Source organism: Noviherbaspirillum sp., from assembly GCF_036846085.1.
In the GTDB taxonomy this organism is placed as follows: Bacteria; Pseudomonadota; Gammaproteobacteria; order Burkholderiales; family Burkholderiaceae_D; genus Noviherbaspirillum.
The window spans coordinates 1-14629 of record NZ_DAIUCO010000125.1; the positions used below are offsets into that span (position 1 = coordinate 1).

Sequence of the window (14629 nt, forward strand, 5' to 3'; positions counted from 1 at the left end):
CGGCAGCGCTGAATCCGCCCGCCAGCAATGCACTGTATTTCGTCGCCCGGGGCGACGGCACCAGCGAATTTTCCGCGAATCTCGCCGATCATAATCGCGCCGTCAATAAATTCCAGCGATAATGCGGATCGACCGATCACTAGCGAACCACCGTTCATGGCAAGAGGCAAGTTCATCACATTCGAAGGCATCGACGGCGCCGGCAAGTCGACCCATCTCACAAGGTTCGCCGAGCTGCTGGCGGCTCGCGGCAGGACGGTGATCACCACCCGCGAACCGGGCGGCACCGCGCTGGGGGAAAAACTGCGCGAATTGCTCCTGCACGAAACCATGCACCTCGAAACCGAAGCCTTGCTGATGTTTGCCGCAAGGCGGGAACACCTCGCCCAGATCATCGAACCCGCCCTGGGGCGCGGCGACTGGGTGATATCCGACCGGTTCACTGATGCGACCTTCGCCTACCAGGGAGGCGGACGGAAGCTGGACCGGCAAAAGCTGGCCGCACTGGAACAATGGGTGCATCCGCATCTGCAACCGGACTTGACGTTGCTTTTCGACGTGCCGCTCGACGTGGCGCGTGCGCGGCTGGATGCGAGCCGCGAGCTGGACAGATTCGAACAGGAAAAAGCTGATTTTTTCGAAGCCACCCGCGCCGAATACCTGCGGCGCGCCTCGGAATTTCCGGAGCGTTTCCGAATCATCGACTCGACAAGGCCATTCGCCGAGGTGCATGACGAGCTGAAAAAACTGGCCGCATCGCTGTGATACGCGCATGACGACCACGAAGTATCCATGGCAGGACGAAGCTTGGACGCAGTTGCAGCAACTGCGCGCCCGATTGCCGCACGCCATCCTGTTTCACGGTTCCGAGGGCATCGGCAAAACCGCGTTCGCCGAGCGCTTTGCGCAGTCGCTGCTGTGCCAGGCGCCGCTCGCCGATGGCGATGCCTGCGGCACATGTGATTCCTGCGGCTGGTTTTCGCAGCACAACCATCCCGACTACCGGCGGGTGCGTCCGGAAATTCTTGAGGAGGAGTCGGCCGACGGTGACGATGCCGACGGTGACGGGAAAAAATCCGCGAAGGCGGCAAAGACCCCGTCCAAGGAAATCAAGATCGATCAGATCCGCGCGCTTGCGGACTTCATGAATATTTCCACGCACCGCCAGGGAATGCGCATCGTGCTGCTCTACCCGGCGGAGGCACTGAACACCATGGCGGCCAATGCCTTGCTCAAGACGCTGGAAGAGCCCCCGCCGCATACCGTATTCCTGCTCGTCTGCAACGGCCTCGACCGTCTCCTGCCGACCATCCTGTCGCGCTGCAGGAAATTCGCACTGCCGATGCCATCTTGGCAACAAGCGTTGGCATGGCTTTCCGCCGAGGGTATTACGCAACCCGATGCTTGGCTCGCTGAGCAGGGCGGGGCGCCGCTGGCGGCATTAGCGATGGCGCAGTCAGGATCGCGGGAAATTCTGGACGAGTTTCTTTCCAGTCTGGCGAAGCCCAGCGTTGATGGCGCCCTGAAAACCGCGGAGCGCCTGCAGAAAACGCCGATGGTGGATCTTGTTGCCTGGATGCAACGGTGGCTTTATGATGTTTTCTCGATGAAACTTTCGGGCACAATCCGGTATTATCCCCGGTACGAAAAAGATCTCGCCGGCCTTGCGCGTCAGGTCGAATTGCCGAACTTGCTACGCGCATTGAAAGCGGTGAACGAGCGCCGCGCAATTGCAGAGCATCCTCTGTCGGCGCGGCTGTTCATCGAAGACATGCTGATGGATTATGTACACCTCTTTCCCTAAAGGACCGTCATGGCCGAATCAAGCGTAATGCCGGGTGCGACTGCCGCCAGCGGTGCCGCTGTCGCACGGCCTTCGGTATTGTCACTTCCCATCAAGGAAAAAGCGGCGCTCTACGCGGCCTACATGCCCTTCATTAACAACGGCGGCATATTCGTACCGACCAACAAGCCCTACAAGGTAGGCGACGAGATTTATCTCATTCTTACCCTGATGGATGATCCGGCCAAGTATCCGATCGCCGGCAAGGTCGCATGGGTTACCCCCGCCGGCGCCGGCAACGGCAAGGCACAGGGCATTGGCGTCCAGTTTTCCGTCGATGAAAGCGGCCAGCGAGCCAAACTGCGGATCGAGGAACTGCTCGGCGCCGCGCTGCGATCCTCCAGGGCCACCCACACTCTTTAATTTTCTCCGCATGCCGTATTCCCATCGCCTCGCCCGGGCTGACGATCTTCCCGCCATCGTCGCCATCTACAACAGTACTGTCGCTTCCCGTGAAGTCACGGCGGACACCGAACCCGTCAGCGTGGACTCGCGCCGTGCGTGGTTTGACGAACATACGCCCGAGCGCAGGCCGCTCTGGGTCGCCGAAGACGCAGGGGAAATCATCGGCTGGCTGTCGTATTCCAACTTCTATGGCCGGCCGGCCTATTCCGGCACGGCTGAACTCTCGATTTACATCCACGAAAACGCGCGCGGCAGGGGCCTCGGACGTTATTTCCTCCAGCATGCAATTGATTTCGCACCGGAAATTTCGGTGCATACCTTGCTCGGGTTTATCTTCGGCCACAACGTTCCCAGCCTGAAATTATTCGACGCCTTCGGCTTCGAACGCTGGGCAACCATGCCCCGCGTGGCAACACTGGACGGCATTGAGCGCGACCTGATCATCGTCGGCAAGCGCGTCGCATAGCGTTGCGCTTGGCCCTTTCGGGCAGGGCCTTTCATCCTACATCGGCGTAAAATACGCCGATGTATATCGATTCCCACTGCCACATCAATTTTCCCGAACTCGCTGCCCGCCTGCCGGATATTTTCGGCAAGATGGCTGACAACCGCGTGAGCCATGCGCTGTGCGTGTCGGTCGACCTGCCGGATTTTCCGCAAGTTCTGGACCTGGCCGAGACCTATCCCAATGTGTTCGCTTCGGTCGGGGTGCACCCCGATTACGAAGACACCCCGGAACCGACCGTCGAGCAGCTCGCCAGCCTGTCCGATCATCCGAAGATCGTTGCCATCGGCGAGACCGGACTGGATTACTACCGGCTCCAGGGCGACCTGGAGTGGCAGCGGGAACGTTTTCGTGTGCATATCCGTGCATCACGCGCGACCGGCAAGCCATTGATCATTCATACCCGTTCCGCTTCCGAGGACACCATCCGCATCATGCGCGAGGAAGGCGCCGGCACGGATGCGGGCGGCGCTGCGGGGGTGATGCATTGTTTTACCGAGTCGCTGCAGGTTGCCGAGGCTGCGATGGAGATGGGGTTCTACATTTCGTTTTCCGGCATCGTCACCTTCAAAAGCGCAAAGGAATTGCAGGCCGTGGCGCGTGCCGTGCCGCTGGAACGCATGCTGATCGAGACCGATTCGCCCTATCTTGCCCCGGTGCCCTACCGCGGCAAGATGAACGAGCCTGGTTACGTGCGGCATGTGGCCGAATTCCTTGCGGACCTGAAAGGCGAGCCGCTGGATCGGGTCGCGCGGCAAACCACCGATAACTTTTTTCAGCTATTCAAGATTGCCAGGTGACCGAGTGATGCAGATTCCCAAGGATGTGTTATGCCATGGCGCCGTGCGGCGCCGTTCGTTGCGGCTTCTTGCTGCGTTGCCGCTGGTCGCGCTGATGCCCGTGGCGGCGAATGCGGGCGCCTACGAGGATTTTTTCACCGCGGTGAAGACGGACAACATCAGTTTGCTGAAGTCCCTGCTTGCGCGCGGTCTCGATCCGAACCTGGTCGAGCCGGAACGCGGCGATACCGGCCTGATCCTGGCGCTGCGGGACAACTCCATGCGGGTGGTCGAAGTGTTGCTTGACGCGCGCGGCATCAACCTCAACGTGCGTGCAAAAAACGGCGATACCGCGTTGATGATCGCGTCGTTCAAGGGAAATAAACAGGCGGTGGAAATGCTGCTGGCGCGCGGCGCCGAAGTGAACCAGACGGGCTGGACGGCGCTGCATTATGCGGCGGCGGTGGGCAATAACGAGATTGTCAGCATGTTGCTCGAGAAGCATGCGTATATCGATGCGGAAGCGCCGAACAAGACGACGCCGATGATGATGGCCGCCAGGGCGGGGCACATTCTGACGGTGAAGCTGCTATTGGACGAAGGTGCCGATCCGACGCTGAAGAACGAACTGGGGATGAATGCGATTGATTTCGCGAAGAAGTATGAGCATAAGGATATTGTTGAGGGGTTGACGCATCGGTTGAGGAAGATGGGGAAATTGTAGGGGTTGGCCTGATCCTCGATAGCAGGCGTCTCGATGCGTTAGCTTGTCATTCGCGCGAAGGGTTTTGCAGGGAATTCGGACAGCATGCTGTCCGCCTGCGCAACGCTACTGGCCTGCAAGCCAGTAAGCGCCCTGGAAGGGGGAATCCAGAACTACGGAGTGTCTCCGGTGTTTCAACCTTTTTCTCTCTTCGAAGAGACAAGCCGGGACTGGCCCCGGCGGGCCACTTACTTTTCTTGTCTCGCCAAGAAAAGTAAGCAAAAGAAGGCGACCGCGAGCCGCTGCCCTTCGGGGTCCCGGAAAAGCAAGGGCCAAGTCGGGAAGCGAAATAAACTCGCCTTCGGCTCAGACAAATTTCGCTTCTTTTTCCGCCTTGGCCCTTGCTTTTCCGGCAGCGCCAAGCGGAATTCAACAACAACAGCCTCTTTGTGCAACCGTTGATGATGTCTGGTGCTGCTTCACCCCGCCGACACCGGCAACACCAGCCTGCCTTCCAATCCCCCTTCCGGCCGATTCATCAATTGCAGCGTCCCTCTATGCTGCTGCGCGATATTGCGCGCGATGGTCAATCCGAGGCCTGTGCCGCCAGTGTCGCGCGAGCGGGATTGCTCTAGGCGGTAGAAAGGCGAGAAGACATTTTCCAGTTCGGCGTCCGGGATGCCTGGGCCGTCGTCCCGCACGGATATCATTACCGACGAACCCGTTCGTGTTGCACTGACTTCCGCACGGCCGCCATATTTCACCGCATTGTCGATCAGGTTGGTCAGGCAGCGACGTAGGGCCATGGGACGTGCCTGCAGGAAGACGCCGGTATTGCCGTTGAATGTGACCGGCTGGCCGGCGTCGATCGCGTCGGTGCAGACGCTGTCGATCATCGAGTCCAGGTCGAGCACCTGCATTTTTTCGGCGGAATCCATGCTCCGTGCGAGATCCAGTCCTTCACGAACCATGCCCTGCATCGCCGACAAATCGCCGATGAGCTTGTCGCGCAATTGCGGGTCGTCGACTTTTTCGAGGCGCAGCCTCAGCCTTGTCAGTGGCGTCTGGAGGTCGTGGGTGATCGCCGCAAGGATGTGCGAGCGTTGCTGGATATGCTGGCGTATGCGGGACTGCATCGCGTTGAACGCGGCGGCGGCCTGACGTATCTCGGTGGCGCCGCGTTCCGGCAGTGGCGGACGTTCGATGTTGTCGCCTAATTCGGTTGCTGCTTCGGCCAGCCGCTTGAGCGGCTGCATCGTCATGCGCGCGATGATGGCCGCCAGGACGCCGACGCTGATCAGGAACAGTACGCCATAGACCATCCAGTCGCCGCGCGGCGCAAGCGGCGGCGGCCGGGGCGGGATCACCGTCAGGCGCAGCCGCTCGCCGCTTTCCAGCTTCACCAGAAGCGCTTCGCAACGATTGCGATGTTCGCCGCCCTTGCGCCGCCCAGTGCCGCAATCCGCGGGCTGCAATGCGCTGGAGGCCACGGTGTGCCCGCCCGCGAGCCGCTTTTCAAGCATGGCCGCGAGTTCGGACTGCTGGCTGGCCGGCGCATCGCTGTTCGATGCAAGTTCCGCCCGCATGCCGATACCGGCGGCTGCCGCCAGATAGCGGGCGCGAAGGCCCGGCGGCACCGTTTCCAGCGACAGCACGAATTGAGCAACGCGCTCCACCGCATGGTATTCGCGGAATTGCGTGATCATTTGCTGCCGTTCGCCGAGTGCCAGTCCGAGGGTGAGCAGTGCGGCACCCAGCACGCCGCCGATCAGGATCAGGACGATCCTGCTGGTCATCGATTGGAACAGGGACCTCATTGCGGCCTGGCGACCGCGGTGGCAAGCACGTAGCCTTCGTTGCGGACCGTCTTGATGATCTGCGGCGAGCGGGCGTCCTCGCCGAGCTTCTGGCGCAGGCGACTGATCTGCAGGTCGATCGAGCGGTCGAAGGGATCGGCGTCGCGGCCCTGTGTCAGGTTGAGAAGCTGGTCGCGGCTGAGCACCCGGTTCGCGTGGTCCAGGAATACCTTCAGCAAACGGTATTCCGCACCGGACAGCGCGACGACCACGCCTTGCGGATTGATCAGGTGCCGGGCGGTGAAATCCATGGTCCAGCCGGCAAACTGCATATGCTGTACCTGCGATGTCTCCTGTCCGGGCGGCAGGGCTTGCGTGCGGCGCAGTACGCTGCGGATTCGAGCGAACAGTTCGCGCGGCTCGAAGGGTTTCGGAAGATAGTCGTCCGCACCCATTTCCAGGCCGAGGATGCGGTCGAGGGGCTCTCCGCGGGCGGTCAGCATGATCACCGGTATGCTCGAACTCGCGCGAAGGTTCCTGCACAATGTCAGTCCGTCGTCTCCGGGCAGGTTGAGATCGAGCACGATCAGGTCGATGTGCATCTCGTCCAGCCGCTTCCACATCGCCTTGCCGTCGCCCGCGGTGGCGGTACGATAGCCGTTCTTTTCCAGGTATTCGGCGAGAAGCATGCTGATGTCGCGATCGTCATCGACGATCAAAATGGCAGGTGTATTTTCCATGGCGCTCATTATGGCAATCCAGCGTGTGGTGCAGGTGTCGATTTGTATCCGGGTGTTACCCGGGGCGCATTTGATACAGCATGATACATAGCGGCAGTTGCCTGATACGCTGAGCTACAAATGGAGCACTGACTGACAAGCCTGCGATACAAGTGCCCGGCACACTGCAAAGCGTGCGAACAGCGCACATCCACTCATGAATGAAAAGGAATGAAGATGACACGATTTCGCAAACAATTGATCAGCGGCATGACCGCACTCGGCATTTTGGCCGGCGGCGTTTCCGCTTTCGCCCAGACAGCCCCGGCCGCACCGGCAACGACGCAGGGTGCCCCGGCGGAGCAGGACGGCAAGCGGATGACCCATGAGCAGAGGATGGAGAAAATGAAGCAGCGGATGGCGGCAAGGATGGCCGAGCTGCATAAGAAGCTCCAGCTGACTCCCGGACAGGAAGCCGCCTGGTCTGCCTATGTCGAGAGGATGCAGCCTGGCGCGCATCCGGCACGTCCGAACCGCGAGGAAATGGCGAAGCTCACCGCCCCCGAAAAGATGGAGCGCCAGCTGGCGATGATGCAGGAAATGCAGAAGCACATGGCAGCACGGGTGGAAGCAACGAAGGAGTTCTATGCAATCCTGACGCCCGCGCAAAAGAAGGTCTTCGACGAGGAGTTTGCCCAAGGCCGCTACGGGCATGGCCGCCATCATAAAGGGCATCACAGCGGTTGATCGGCAATGCCCGACTTGGGGCTGCTTGATCCATGTCAAGAAAATTGCCGGCTTGTTTGCTACAGTCGTTAGGCCGTTTTCAGAACCCGGCGCTGGTCCGGGCACCTGAATACCGGTTTAACGACTATGCCGGAAACCGGCAATCTTCCAGGGACATTGACAATGAAAATACTTCTCGCGGTGGACGGATCACCCTTTACCGCCAAGGCGGCCGATTATCTGCTTTCCCACATGAACTGGTTCCAGGGAGAGCCCGAATTGCATTTGCTTCATGTGAAGGCGCCGATCCCTGTCGGCCGCGCCCGCGCGGTGCTCGGCCATGATGAAGTGGAACAGTACTACCGGGAGGAATCAGCGGCGGTGCTGGACCCCGTCGAGAAGTTGTTCAATGAAAAGAACATCCGCACACGTTCGGGATATCGTACCGGCGAAATCGCCGATGAAATCCAGGCGTACATCGCCGAAAACGGCATTGACCTGGTTGTCATGGGGTCGCATGGCCACGGTGCACTCAAGAACCTGGTGATGGGATCGACCGCCACCAAGGTTCTCGCCGGCACGACTGTGCCGGTGTTGCTGGTCCGCTGAGCCGCCGCTTTCACGCCTTCTTCAGATTCAGGAAGATATTGGCCGCGAACACGATAATGCCGAGTGCTGCGGCGATCTCCGATGCCGCCAGCACCGGCACGATTTCGCGATGACCGTTCACGAGCAAGGTGAGGGCGATTGCCATCACCGGCAGTGAGATATTGTTCAACCAGAAGTGCACCTTCGCCAGTTTGCTCAGGCCGACCTGCGGAAACACGCTGTAGATCAGTCCGGCAAGCGCCATTGTTGCCCAGCCGAGCAGGTTGATGTGCGCATGAACCGGGCGCAGCGTGAAGTTTTCGCTTGCCCCCATGGCGATGCCGATGCCTACGCCGATCATCAGGTAGATGATCGCAAGCTTGATCCAGATAATGCCGACCGAGGAAAAACCCGGGGCAGGTTGTGTGATTTGTTGCATGGTGTTCTCCAAAAATTAAACCATTTTCTGTTAAGGGTGTTTACGGTTCTTTTCCTTCCCGGAGGTGAATGAACCGAGCTTTATATGCTTCGCATGACTCATGCAGTTCATGCAGTTCATGCAGTCTCGGCCACCTCGCCGATCATCGCCGCAGCCGCTTTTGTTACCGCTTCCACTTGCGGCATGAACGCCTGCTCCAATACCCAGCTTGACGCGGCGGGTGCGTCGGGCCCGGTCAGCCGTCGCACCGGGGCCTTCAGGGCGTCGAAGGCCTGTTCGGAAACGATGGCCGCCACTTCCGCGCCGACACCGCACATGCGGCTGGCTTCATGCACGATCAATACACGCCCCGTCTTGCGGGCGGAGCGCAATATCGCTTCTTCATCCAGCGGTTTCAGGGATCGCAGATCGATCACTTCCGCCTCGATACCTTTTTCGGCAAGCTGCCCGGCGGCCTGCAGGCAGGTGTCGACCATCTTCGCGTAGGAGATGATGGTGACATCCGTACCGGCACGCCTGACGGCCGCCTTCCCGATCGGCACGAGGTGCTCGCCCTCGGGGACCTCGCCCGGTACGTACCCGAGCGGCATGTCGACGAAGAACAGGACAGGATTGTCATCGCGGATGGCGGATTTCAGCAGGCCCTTGAAGTCGGCTGCATTGGACGGCATCACGACTTTCAGCCCCGGGCTGTGCACGAACCAGGCTTCCAGGTTGTGGTTGTGCTGCGCGCCGACGGTCCAGCCACCGCCGGTCATGGCGATCACGACCATCGGGAATTCGAACTGGCCGCCGGAGATATAGCGCAGCTTGCCGGCGCTGTTCACGATCTCGTCCATCGCGAAACAGAGGAAGGGGGCGAACAGCAGGTCGACCACCGGGCGCAGGCCGGTGGCGGCGGCGCCGGCGGCGGTACCGGCGATGATGCCTTCGGCCAGCGGCGTATTCCGTACCCGCAGTTTGCCGAACTCGGCGACCAGGTCCTGCCGCTTGGTGGCAACGCCTTCGCCGAACATCATGACGCGGTCGTCGCGCCGCATTTCCTCGGCCAGCGCCTGGCCGATCGCTTCGTTGACTGTGATTTGTGGCATGGCTGCTCCTATGCGTAGACGTCGGTGGTGAGTTCGGACAGCGCCGGGAAAGGGGATGCGTTGGCGAATGCCAGCGCCTGTTCGATCGCGGTCTCGATCCGCTGCTCCATCTGCAGCATGTCCGCTATCGCCAGCGACCCGTTATCGGTCAGGCGTTTGCGCATCGTGTCGATTGGGTCCCTTGCGCGCCATGCGGCAAGCTCCTGCGGGTCGACATAGCCCTGGTCGTCCGGCTCGAAATGCCCGCGCAACCGGTAGGTGAAGGTTTCCAGAAGAAAGGGTTTGCGGGTCTCGCGAACCTGTGCCGCTGCTTCTGTCGCGGCGGCCAATACCGATTCGACATCGTTGCCGTCCACGGTACGGCTGGCAATGCCATAGCCCGCAGCTCGAACGCTGATATGGTCCCCGACCATGGTTTCATTGCGATGCACGAAGGCTTGCCACTGGTTGTTTTCGCAGATGTAGAGGACCGGCAGGTTCCATACCGCGGCCAGGTTCAGCGATTCGTGGAAGATGCCTTCGGCAGCCGCGCCGTCGCCAAAGAAGCAGGCGACGATCCCGGGTTCACCGAGCATGGACATGGATAATCCGACGCCGGTGGCCAGCGACAGCTCGCCGCCGACGATGGTGGAGGTCAGGATCACGCCCAATTCCTTCGCCGAGATATGCAGCGACCCGCTCTTGCCCTTGCAATAGCCGGTGCTGCGGCCCATGACTTCGGCGAGCATCCGGCCCGGATCAGCGCCGCGTGCCAGGAGGTGGCCGGCGCTGCGGTGATTGGTGAGTATCCGGTCTTCGGTGCGCAGTGCGCGCACGACGCCGACGGCCGAGGCTTCCTGTCCGACCGATGTGCAGGTGCCGGGGAAATTGCCGGCGGCATGCAGCGCGGCCAGCTTTTCCTCGTAGGCACGGATCAGCATCATCGATTCAAGCAGGGCGGCCGGACTGCTGTCGCGGTGGGCTTGCATCATGGTTGTCCTCATATGAAAGTTAAATGTATTGACCGGCGTCTTCGACCGGTTTCAAGTGAGGACGGAGTGTAAATCCGAACGGTGCGAGAAAATCGCCGGATTTCCGGCTTAAGATTTTTTTACGATTGTTTGAATGAAGTTTTAAGAAAACGTCAGCACGGAATTTCCGAGTGGCACGGTTTTCGGCTAGACGGCTTCATCGACGAGCACGACCGGACGGTCGACACCCAGGCGGAAGCGGCCGCGCCCGGTTTTTTCGATGCGAATGCCGGCATTGCGCTCGACCAGGCGGCGGCTGAGCAGGATCAGGCGCGCTTCCAGGTTGTCGCTGACATCCGGAAGGCGAATACGGGTATCCAGCCGCAATTCCCGGTTGGTGAATTCGCTGCGTTTTTTATCGACGAAGTCACGGAACAGCGTCCAGAAAATGGAGCCGGCAACGCCCTTGATCAGGTAATCGTCGCCGAGAAAGACACTGTCGTTTTCGGCGAAATGACGGATGACCAGCGGTGCACCGGAGGCCGGCAGCGGGGAAACGTCACCGGATGGCGTCTCGTCGCAGACTTCGGCGGCGTTTTGCTGGATATGGATCGCCAGTCCGAGCTGCAGCGCAAGGCTGACCAGTGCATCTTCGTCGTCGTAGGTGAAGCGCAGGTCCTGCGGGCTTTCCACATACAACACGCCAAGGAGTTTCTGGGCGAAGACGATCGGCACCGCCATCTGGCTGCGCGACTCCGGCAGGCCGGGCAACGGAATTTCGGTTTCGAGCGCATAAGCCCAGCCGCTGTGCTGCGCATTCTCGCGGATGGCGCGGCTATAGGCGTATTCCGCATTCATGTGGCCGATGCGGATCGGGGTCTTCTCGCGCGCCGCCACACCGATCACACCCTTGCCCAAAGGAATTTCCGAACCGATTCCCGATGCTTCGTAGCCGCGGCTGGCGACCGTGTAGAGGCGCTCACCTGGCGCATCGATCATCAGGACCATGGTATGGCGTATGCCGAACAGCTCGTCCAGGCAGGCCAGGGTTTCGTTGAGCAGCCGATCAAGGTCCTGGCAGGCGCAAATCCGTTCGCTGCTGTGCCGCAGCGATGCCATCAGGTTGCGCTGTTTCGGCGGCGGCGGCAGCGATTTGCCGGGCACCTGGTGGATATCGACGACACGGAAAATATCCGCGCCGAGCAGCTTGAAGATGCCGCTCATGCCGGTGTGGGACGCAATGCCTGCCAGTTTCGCCTTCATGCTCTCGAACAGCGGGCCGGCGGTTTCGGTGCGCAGGAATCGCAGTGTCAGGCGGTACTGCGCCGCCGTCGCCGGGTTCGTCACGGTCAGCATCGCGAGCGGATTGCTGAGGATGTTCTGCCGCGTCTTGTTGAAGAACTGGTAGGAGAGCGCGACATGGTCGCCGTCGACGAACTGGATCTGCGATAGGTAGGCGACGTTCGGCGTGCCGTCCGGCGCCGCGGTGGCCATGATGCCGGGGACCACGCCCTCCAGGCATTCCCTGATCGCATCCAGCTTGATCATCATGTGCCGGCCCTCAGCGGCTTGCCGGCTTGCGGGCCGGGCGTCTGGAGGTACGCTTCGGAGGGCGTAAAGCTCAACGCCACCAGGTCGGCAGGCGGGCAGGCAAGCAGCGTGCGGATCACGCTTTCCTCGAAGCCCAATGGGGCAAGTTCGCGGGCGAATGCACTGGCATAGCGCTCAACGATGAGCATATCGGCGCCGTTCAATCCCGAAACCGCCGCATCGCGGCCCTTGAGTTGCAGGGTACGGTGGGTGGAGGGTTCGCTGAACACGACGGCGATGGCGCCATTGGCGCGGATGCCGGCGAGCACCTGTGTCGCCTGGGTGGCGGAGATGAACACCGTTACCCGGCGCATGTCATCCGATACCTTGCATCCGGTTGCCCGCGCGAGGCAGGGCTGTCCGCTAACGTCGCAGGCGCCCACACTGATCGAGACGCCGCGCTGCAGAAAGGCGGCATGGTCGGTATCCAAAAGGGAGTCGGTCTCGGTCGGCATGGCGGCTTCGTCGCGTGCAGGGGGTCTTTTGGCCGCCATGATAACGCTGTTCCAGTTGCCAGTCACTCACCGGCGCGGCTTCTGCTACAGTGCTGCGATGAGCAAAATGAGTTTGGATCGCATCCTCCAATCACAAGGATTCGGCAGCCGGAAATGGTGCCGGGAATTGGTCACCGACGGCGAAGTGACCGTCGCCGGCGAGCCCGTCGATGATTACCGCATGAGTTTCGATACCGAAGACCTGCATTTCACCGTATTCGGCGAACCCTGGGTCTATCGCGAACATGTCTACCTGGCGCTGAACAAGCCGCCCAACTTCGAATGTTCCCGCAAGCCCAGCCATCATCCGGGCGTATTGACGCTGCTGCCGGAACAATTCACCTGGCGTGAAGTGCAGCCGGTCGGGCGGCTCGACCACGACACCACCGGCTTGTTGCTGATGTCGGACGACGGCGCCTTCATCCACGCGCAATCGTCGCCGAAGCGGCACGTGCCGAAGCTGTATGTGGCGACGGTCCACGATCCGGTCACCGACGAACTGGTGGGGCAATTGCTGTCCGGCGTGCAGTTGCACGACGAACCGGCGCCCCTGGCCGCGTTGACCTGCCGCAGGCTGGACGACCACCGGATCGAAATCGTGCTGGAGCAGGGCAAGTACCACCAGGTCAAGCGCATGCTGGCGGCTGCCGGCAATCATTGTGATGCACTGCAGCGAACCGCGATCGGCGACCTGACCCTCGACGCGCTGCAACTCAAGGAAGGAGAATGGTGTTACCTTGATGCTACGCAACTTTCCTTGCTGAAACATCGCTAGGTTTGTCCTTGCCGCGTATCTTGGATAACATAAACGTGCCTGTCTTCACCACTTCTTCACGACAACGCTGATTGCCGTTATGGCCGACACAGAGTACACACGAATTTTTGACTTGGCCCGGGAACGGGCGCTGTACGGTTTTTCGCACATGATCCAGCGTACCGTGCAGGATGCGGATAACTCCATCATGCAGGCCATGGCGAGCGGGCGCTCCATGGCGGACCAGAGAAGCCTGTCCGTGGCGCGGCGGGTGTTGCGCGACGGCGGCCCGGCCTTCCTCGGGCGCATGGATACCCTGTTCCGGACGCAGCTCAACCGGGCGATGCGCACCATGTACACCGACCTGCGCGCCGACGTGTCGTCGCTCTCGGCAAACGATCTGTCGCTGATCGACGACGAGACCGTCAACCGGCAGATCGAAGTGGACCGCCTGCTGACCCGCATGCGCGACGCCGATGTCGAAGGCATCGGGCGGCTGAATGTCATCGTCGCGCAGATGCATGGGGAATCCGAGGCACGCGAGCGTGAAAATCCTTTCCGGCCTTACCTCATTGCGCGCTCCCTGCATGATGCCGTCAAGGAAGCCACCAGCGATGACGATGTCATCAAGGTGCTGTTCGAACATTTCTCCATCGCGATCATCCGGCATTTGCCGGAGTACTTCACCAGCATCCGCGGCGCATTCGAGTCCAGCGGCATACGGGCGAACATGGTGGTTCAGCCGTCGAAGATGACACGCAACCAGCGCTATTTCGGCGGGGTCGACGTCAGTTCGGGAACCTCGGCAGACCCGGTCAGCGCAAGCGCGCTTTCCGGCATGCAGCATCTGTTTGCGCTGCTCGGGCATGCGACATTTGCAAACGGGATGAAACTCGACGATATCGGCCCGGGCGGCCAACCTGCAAACCTGCAGGAGGTAATGCGCCGGCTGTTTTCGCCCGTCGGTAAGGGCGATACAGGCAATGCAAGCGGTGCCGCCGGGGGCGGTTCATCAGGCGATGCGGTGCAAGGAGAGAGCGCAGCGGATGACGGGTTTGCCCATGTCATGTCGCCGGCGCCGGAAGACCTCATTGCGCGCCTGGACCGCTACCAGGCGTTGGTCGTGGAAGGCAAGCCAATCGACGCGCAATTGTCACCGGAGCAAAATCAGCTTTTCAAGCTAAGGGAACAGCTCGGTCCGAACGAAGCCGACGAATCGCAGCAGATGGTCATTGATATCGTGGCCG

18 protein-coding genes are annotated in these 14629 nt (G+C 60.9%); 11 read left to right on the forward strand and 7 right to left on the reverse strand.

Annotation, left to right across the window (positions count from 1 at the left end; all coding sequences use genetic code 11):
• The 7 genes from V7080_RS15040 to V7080_RS15070 all read left to right on the forward strand — a co-directional run.
• On the forward strand, nucleotides 1–122 hold a 122-nt coding region (locus tag V7080_RS15040), incomplete at its 5' end, for an endolytic transglycosylase MltG (protein WP_334189224.1).
• 34 nt (nucleotides 123–156) lie between these two features.
• Nucleotides 157–765, forward strand: coding sequence for a dTMP kinase (gene tmk / locus V7080_RS15045; RefSeq protein WP_334189207.1), 609 nt, complete (start codon nucleotides 157–159; stop codon nucleotides 763–765).
• Between the two features lie 7 nt (nucleotides 766–772).
• Entirely contained in the window at nucleotides 773–1804 is a 1032-nt protein-coding gene (locus V7080_RS15050; RefSeq protein ID WP_334189208.1) for a DNA polymerase III subunit delta', read from the forward strand.
• A 9-nt stretch (nucleotides 1805–1813) separates the two neighbouring features.
• Nucleotides 1814–2206 carry a PilZ domain-containing protein gene (locus V7080_RS15055; RefSeq protein WP_334189209.1) on the forward strand — a complete coding sequence of 131 codons (393 nt, stop codon included), beginning with the start codon at nucleotides 1814–1816 and terminating at the stop codon, nucleotides 2204–2206.
• A 10-nt stretch (nucleotides 2207–2216) separates the two neighbouring features.
• Entirely contained in the window at nucleotides 2217–2714 is a 498-nt protein-coding gene (locus V7080_RS15060; protein WP_334189210.1) for a GNAT family N-acetyltransferase, read from the forward strand.
• A gap of 59 nt (nucleotides 2715–2773) precedes the next feature.
• A complete protein-coding gene (locus tag V7080_RS15065) occupies nucleotides 2774–3553 on the forward strand; it encodes a TatD family hydrolase (protein WP_334189211.1) in 780 nt (259 codons plus the stop codon).
• A gap of 7 nt (nucleotides 3554–3560) precedes the next feature.
• The gene (locus V7080_RS15070) at nucleotides 3561–4256 is read left to right on the forward strand and encodes an ankyrin repeat domain-containing protein (RefSeq protein ID WP_334189212.1); all 696 of its coding nucleotides are present in this window, start codon (nucleotides 3561–3563) and stop codon (nucleotides 4254–4256) included.
• Nucleotides 4257–4714: 458 nt separating this feature from the next.
• Here the strand turns inward: V7080_RS15070 and V7080_RS15075 are convergent, their stop codons facing one another.
• Nucleotides 4715–6052, reverse strand: a complete 1338-nt coding sequence (locus V7080_RS15075; protein ID WP_334189213.1) for an ATP-binding protein — start codon at nucleotides 6050–6052, stop codon at nucleotides 4715–4717.
• The gene (locus V7080_RS15080) at nucleotides 6049–6771 is read right to left on the reverse strand and encodes a response regulator (RefSeq protein ID WP_334189214.1); all 723 of its coding nucleotides are present in this window, start codon (nucleotides 6769–6771) and stop codon (nucleotides 6049–6051) included. Before V7080_RS15080 ends, V7080_RS15075 begins: the two co-directional genes overlap by 4 nt.
• Nucleotides 6772–6987: 216 nt before the next feature.
• On the opposite strand from V7080_RS15080, the gene V7080_RS15085 reads away from it, so the two are divergent.
• On the forward strand, nucleotides 6988–7497 hold the full coding sequence (locus V7080_RS15085; protein WP_334189215.1) for a Spy/CpxP family protein refolding chaperone: 510 nt from the start codon (nucleotides 6988–6990) through the stop codon (nucleotides 7495–7497).
• 162 nt (nucleotides 7498–7659) lie between these two features.
• Complete coding sequence (locus V7080_RS15090) at nucleotides 7660–8085, forward strand: universal stress protein (RefSeq protein ID WP_334189216.1); 426 nt, start codon at nucleotides 7660–7662, stop codon at nucleotides 8083–8085.
• Between the two features lie 10 nt (nucleotides 8086–8095).
• Here V7080_RS15090 and V7080_RS15095 read toward each other — a convergent pair whose 3' ends face one another.
• The 5 genes from V7080_RS15095 to V7080_RS15115 form a co-directional block, all read right to left on the reverse strand.
• Nucleotides 8096–8503, reverse strand: a complete 408-nt coding sequence (locus V7080_RS15095) for a hypothetical protein (protein ID WP_334189217.1) — start codon at nucleotides 8501–8503, stop codon at nucleotides 8096–8098.
• 116 nt (nucleotides 8504–8619) lie between these two features.
• Entirely contained in the window at nucleotides 8620–9594 is a 975-nt protein-coding gene (locus V7080_RS15100) for an alpha-ketoacid dehydrogenase subunit beta (protein ID WP_334189218.1), read from the reverse strand.
• Between the two features lie 8 nt (nucleotides 9595–9602).
• The gene (locus V7080_RS15105; protein WP_334189219.1) at nucleotides 9603–10565 is read right to left on the reverse strand and encodes a thiamine pyrophosphate-dependent dehydrogenase E1 component subunit alpha; all 963 of its coding nucleotides are present in this window, start codon (nucleotides 10563–10565) and stop codon (nucleotides 9603–9605) included.
• 186 nt (nucleotides 10566–10751) lie between these two features.
• On the reverse strand, nucleotides 10752–12095 hold the full coding sequence (locus tag V7080_RS15110; protein WP_334189220.1) for a GAF domain-containing protein: 1344 nt from the start codon (nucleotides 12093–12095) through the stop codon (nucleotides 10752–10754).
• Entirely contained in the window at nucleotides 12092–12628 is a 537-nt protein-coding gene (locus V7080_RS15115; RefSeq protein ID WP_334189221.1) for a pyridoxamine 5'-phosphate oxidase family protein, read from the reverse strand. Before V7080_RS15115 ends, V7080_RS15110 begins: the two co-directional genes overlap by 4 nt.
• Nucleotides 12629–12686: 58 nt before the next feature.
• On the opposite strand from V7080_RS15115, the gene V7080_RS15120 reads away from it, so the two are divergent.
• Nucleotides 12687–13403, forward strand: coding sequence for a pseudouridine synthase (locus V7080_RS15120; protein WP_334189222.1), 717 nt, complete (start codon nucleotides 12687–12689; stop codon nucleotides 13401–13403).
• A gap of 79 nt (nucleotides 13404–13482) precedes the next feature.
• A partial coding sequence (locus V7080_RS15125) for a DUF1631 family protein (RefSeq protein WP_334189223.1) occupies nucleotides 13483–14629 on the forward strand: 1147 nt, incomplete at its 3' end.

What these genes read in the sequence shown, in the direction of transcription:
- V7080_RS15095 (WP_334189217.1), bottom strand. Translation starts at nt 8,503, where the DNA reads ATGCAACAAATCACACAACCTGCCCCGGGTTTTTCCTCGGTCGGCATT.
- V7080_RS15085 (WP_334189215.1), top strand. Translation starts at nt 6,988, where the DNA reads ATGACACGATTTCGCAAACAATTGATCAGCGGCATGACCGCACTCGGC.
- V7080_RS15100 (WP_334189218.1), bottom strand. Translation starts at nt 9,594, where the DNA reads ATGCCACAAATCACAGTCAACGAAGCGATCGGCCAGGCGCTGGCCGAG.
- V7080_RS15120 (WP_334189222.1), top strand. Translation starts at nt 12,687, where the DNA reads ATGAGCAAAATGAGTTTGGATCGCATCCTCCAATCACAAGGATTCGGC.
- V7080_RS15075 (WP_334189213.1), bottom strand. Translation starts at nt 6,052, where the DNA reads ATGAGGTCCCTGTTCCAATCGATGACCAGCAGGATCGTCCTGATCCTG.
- V7080_RS15110 (WP_334189220.1), bottom strand. Translation starts at nt 12,095, where the DNA reads ATGATGATCAAGCTGGATGCGATCAGGGAATGCCTGGAGGGCGTGGTC.
- V7080_RS15050 (WP_334189208.1), top strand. Translation starts at nt 773, where the DNA reads ATGACGACCACGAAGTATCCATGGCAGGACGAAGCTTGGACGCAGTTG.
- V7080_RS15090 (WP_334189216.1), top strand. Translation starts at nt 7,660, where the DNA reads ATGAAAATACTTCTCGCGGTGGACGGATCACCCTTTACCGCCAAGGCG.
- V7080_RS15105 (WP_334189219.1), bottom strand. Translation starts at nt 10,565, where the DNA reads ATGATGCAAGCCCACCGCGACAGCAGTCCGGCCGCCCTGCTTGAATCG.
- V7080_RS15055 (WP_334189209.1), top strand. Translation starts at nt 1,814, where the DNA reads ATGGCCGAATCAAGCGTAATGCCGGGTGCGACTGCCGCCAGCGGTGCC.
- tmk (WP_334189207.1), top strand. Translation starts at nt 157, where the DNA reads ATGGCAAGAGGCAAGTTCATCACATTCGAAGGCATCGACGGCGCCGGC.
- V7080_RS15080 (WP_334189214.1), bottom strand. Translation starts at nt 6,771, where the DNA reads ATGGAAAATACACCTGCCATTTTGATCGTCGATGACGATCGCGACATC.
- V7080_RS15070 (WP_334189212.1), top strand. Translation starts at nt 3,561, where the DNA reads ATGCAGATTCCCAAGGATGTGTTATGCCATGGCGCCGTGCGGCGCCGT.
- V7080_RS15060 (WP_334189210.1), top strand. Translation starts at nt 2,217, where the DNA reads ATGCCGTATTCCCATCGCCTCGCCCGGGCTGACGATCTTCCCGCCATC.
- V7080_RS15065 (WP_334189211.1), top strand. Translation starts at nt 2,774, where the DNA reads ATGTATATCGATTCCCACTGCCACATCAATTTTCCCGAACTCGCTGCC.
- V7080_RS15115 (WP_334189221.1), bottom strand. Translation starts at nt 12,628, where the DNA reads ATGGCGGCCAAAAGACCCCCTGCACGCGACGAAGCCGCCATGCCGACC.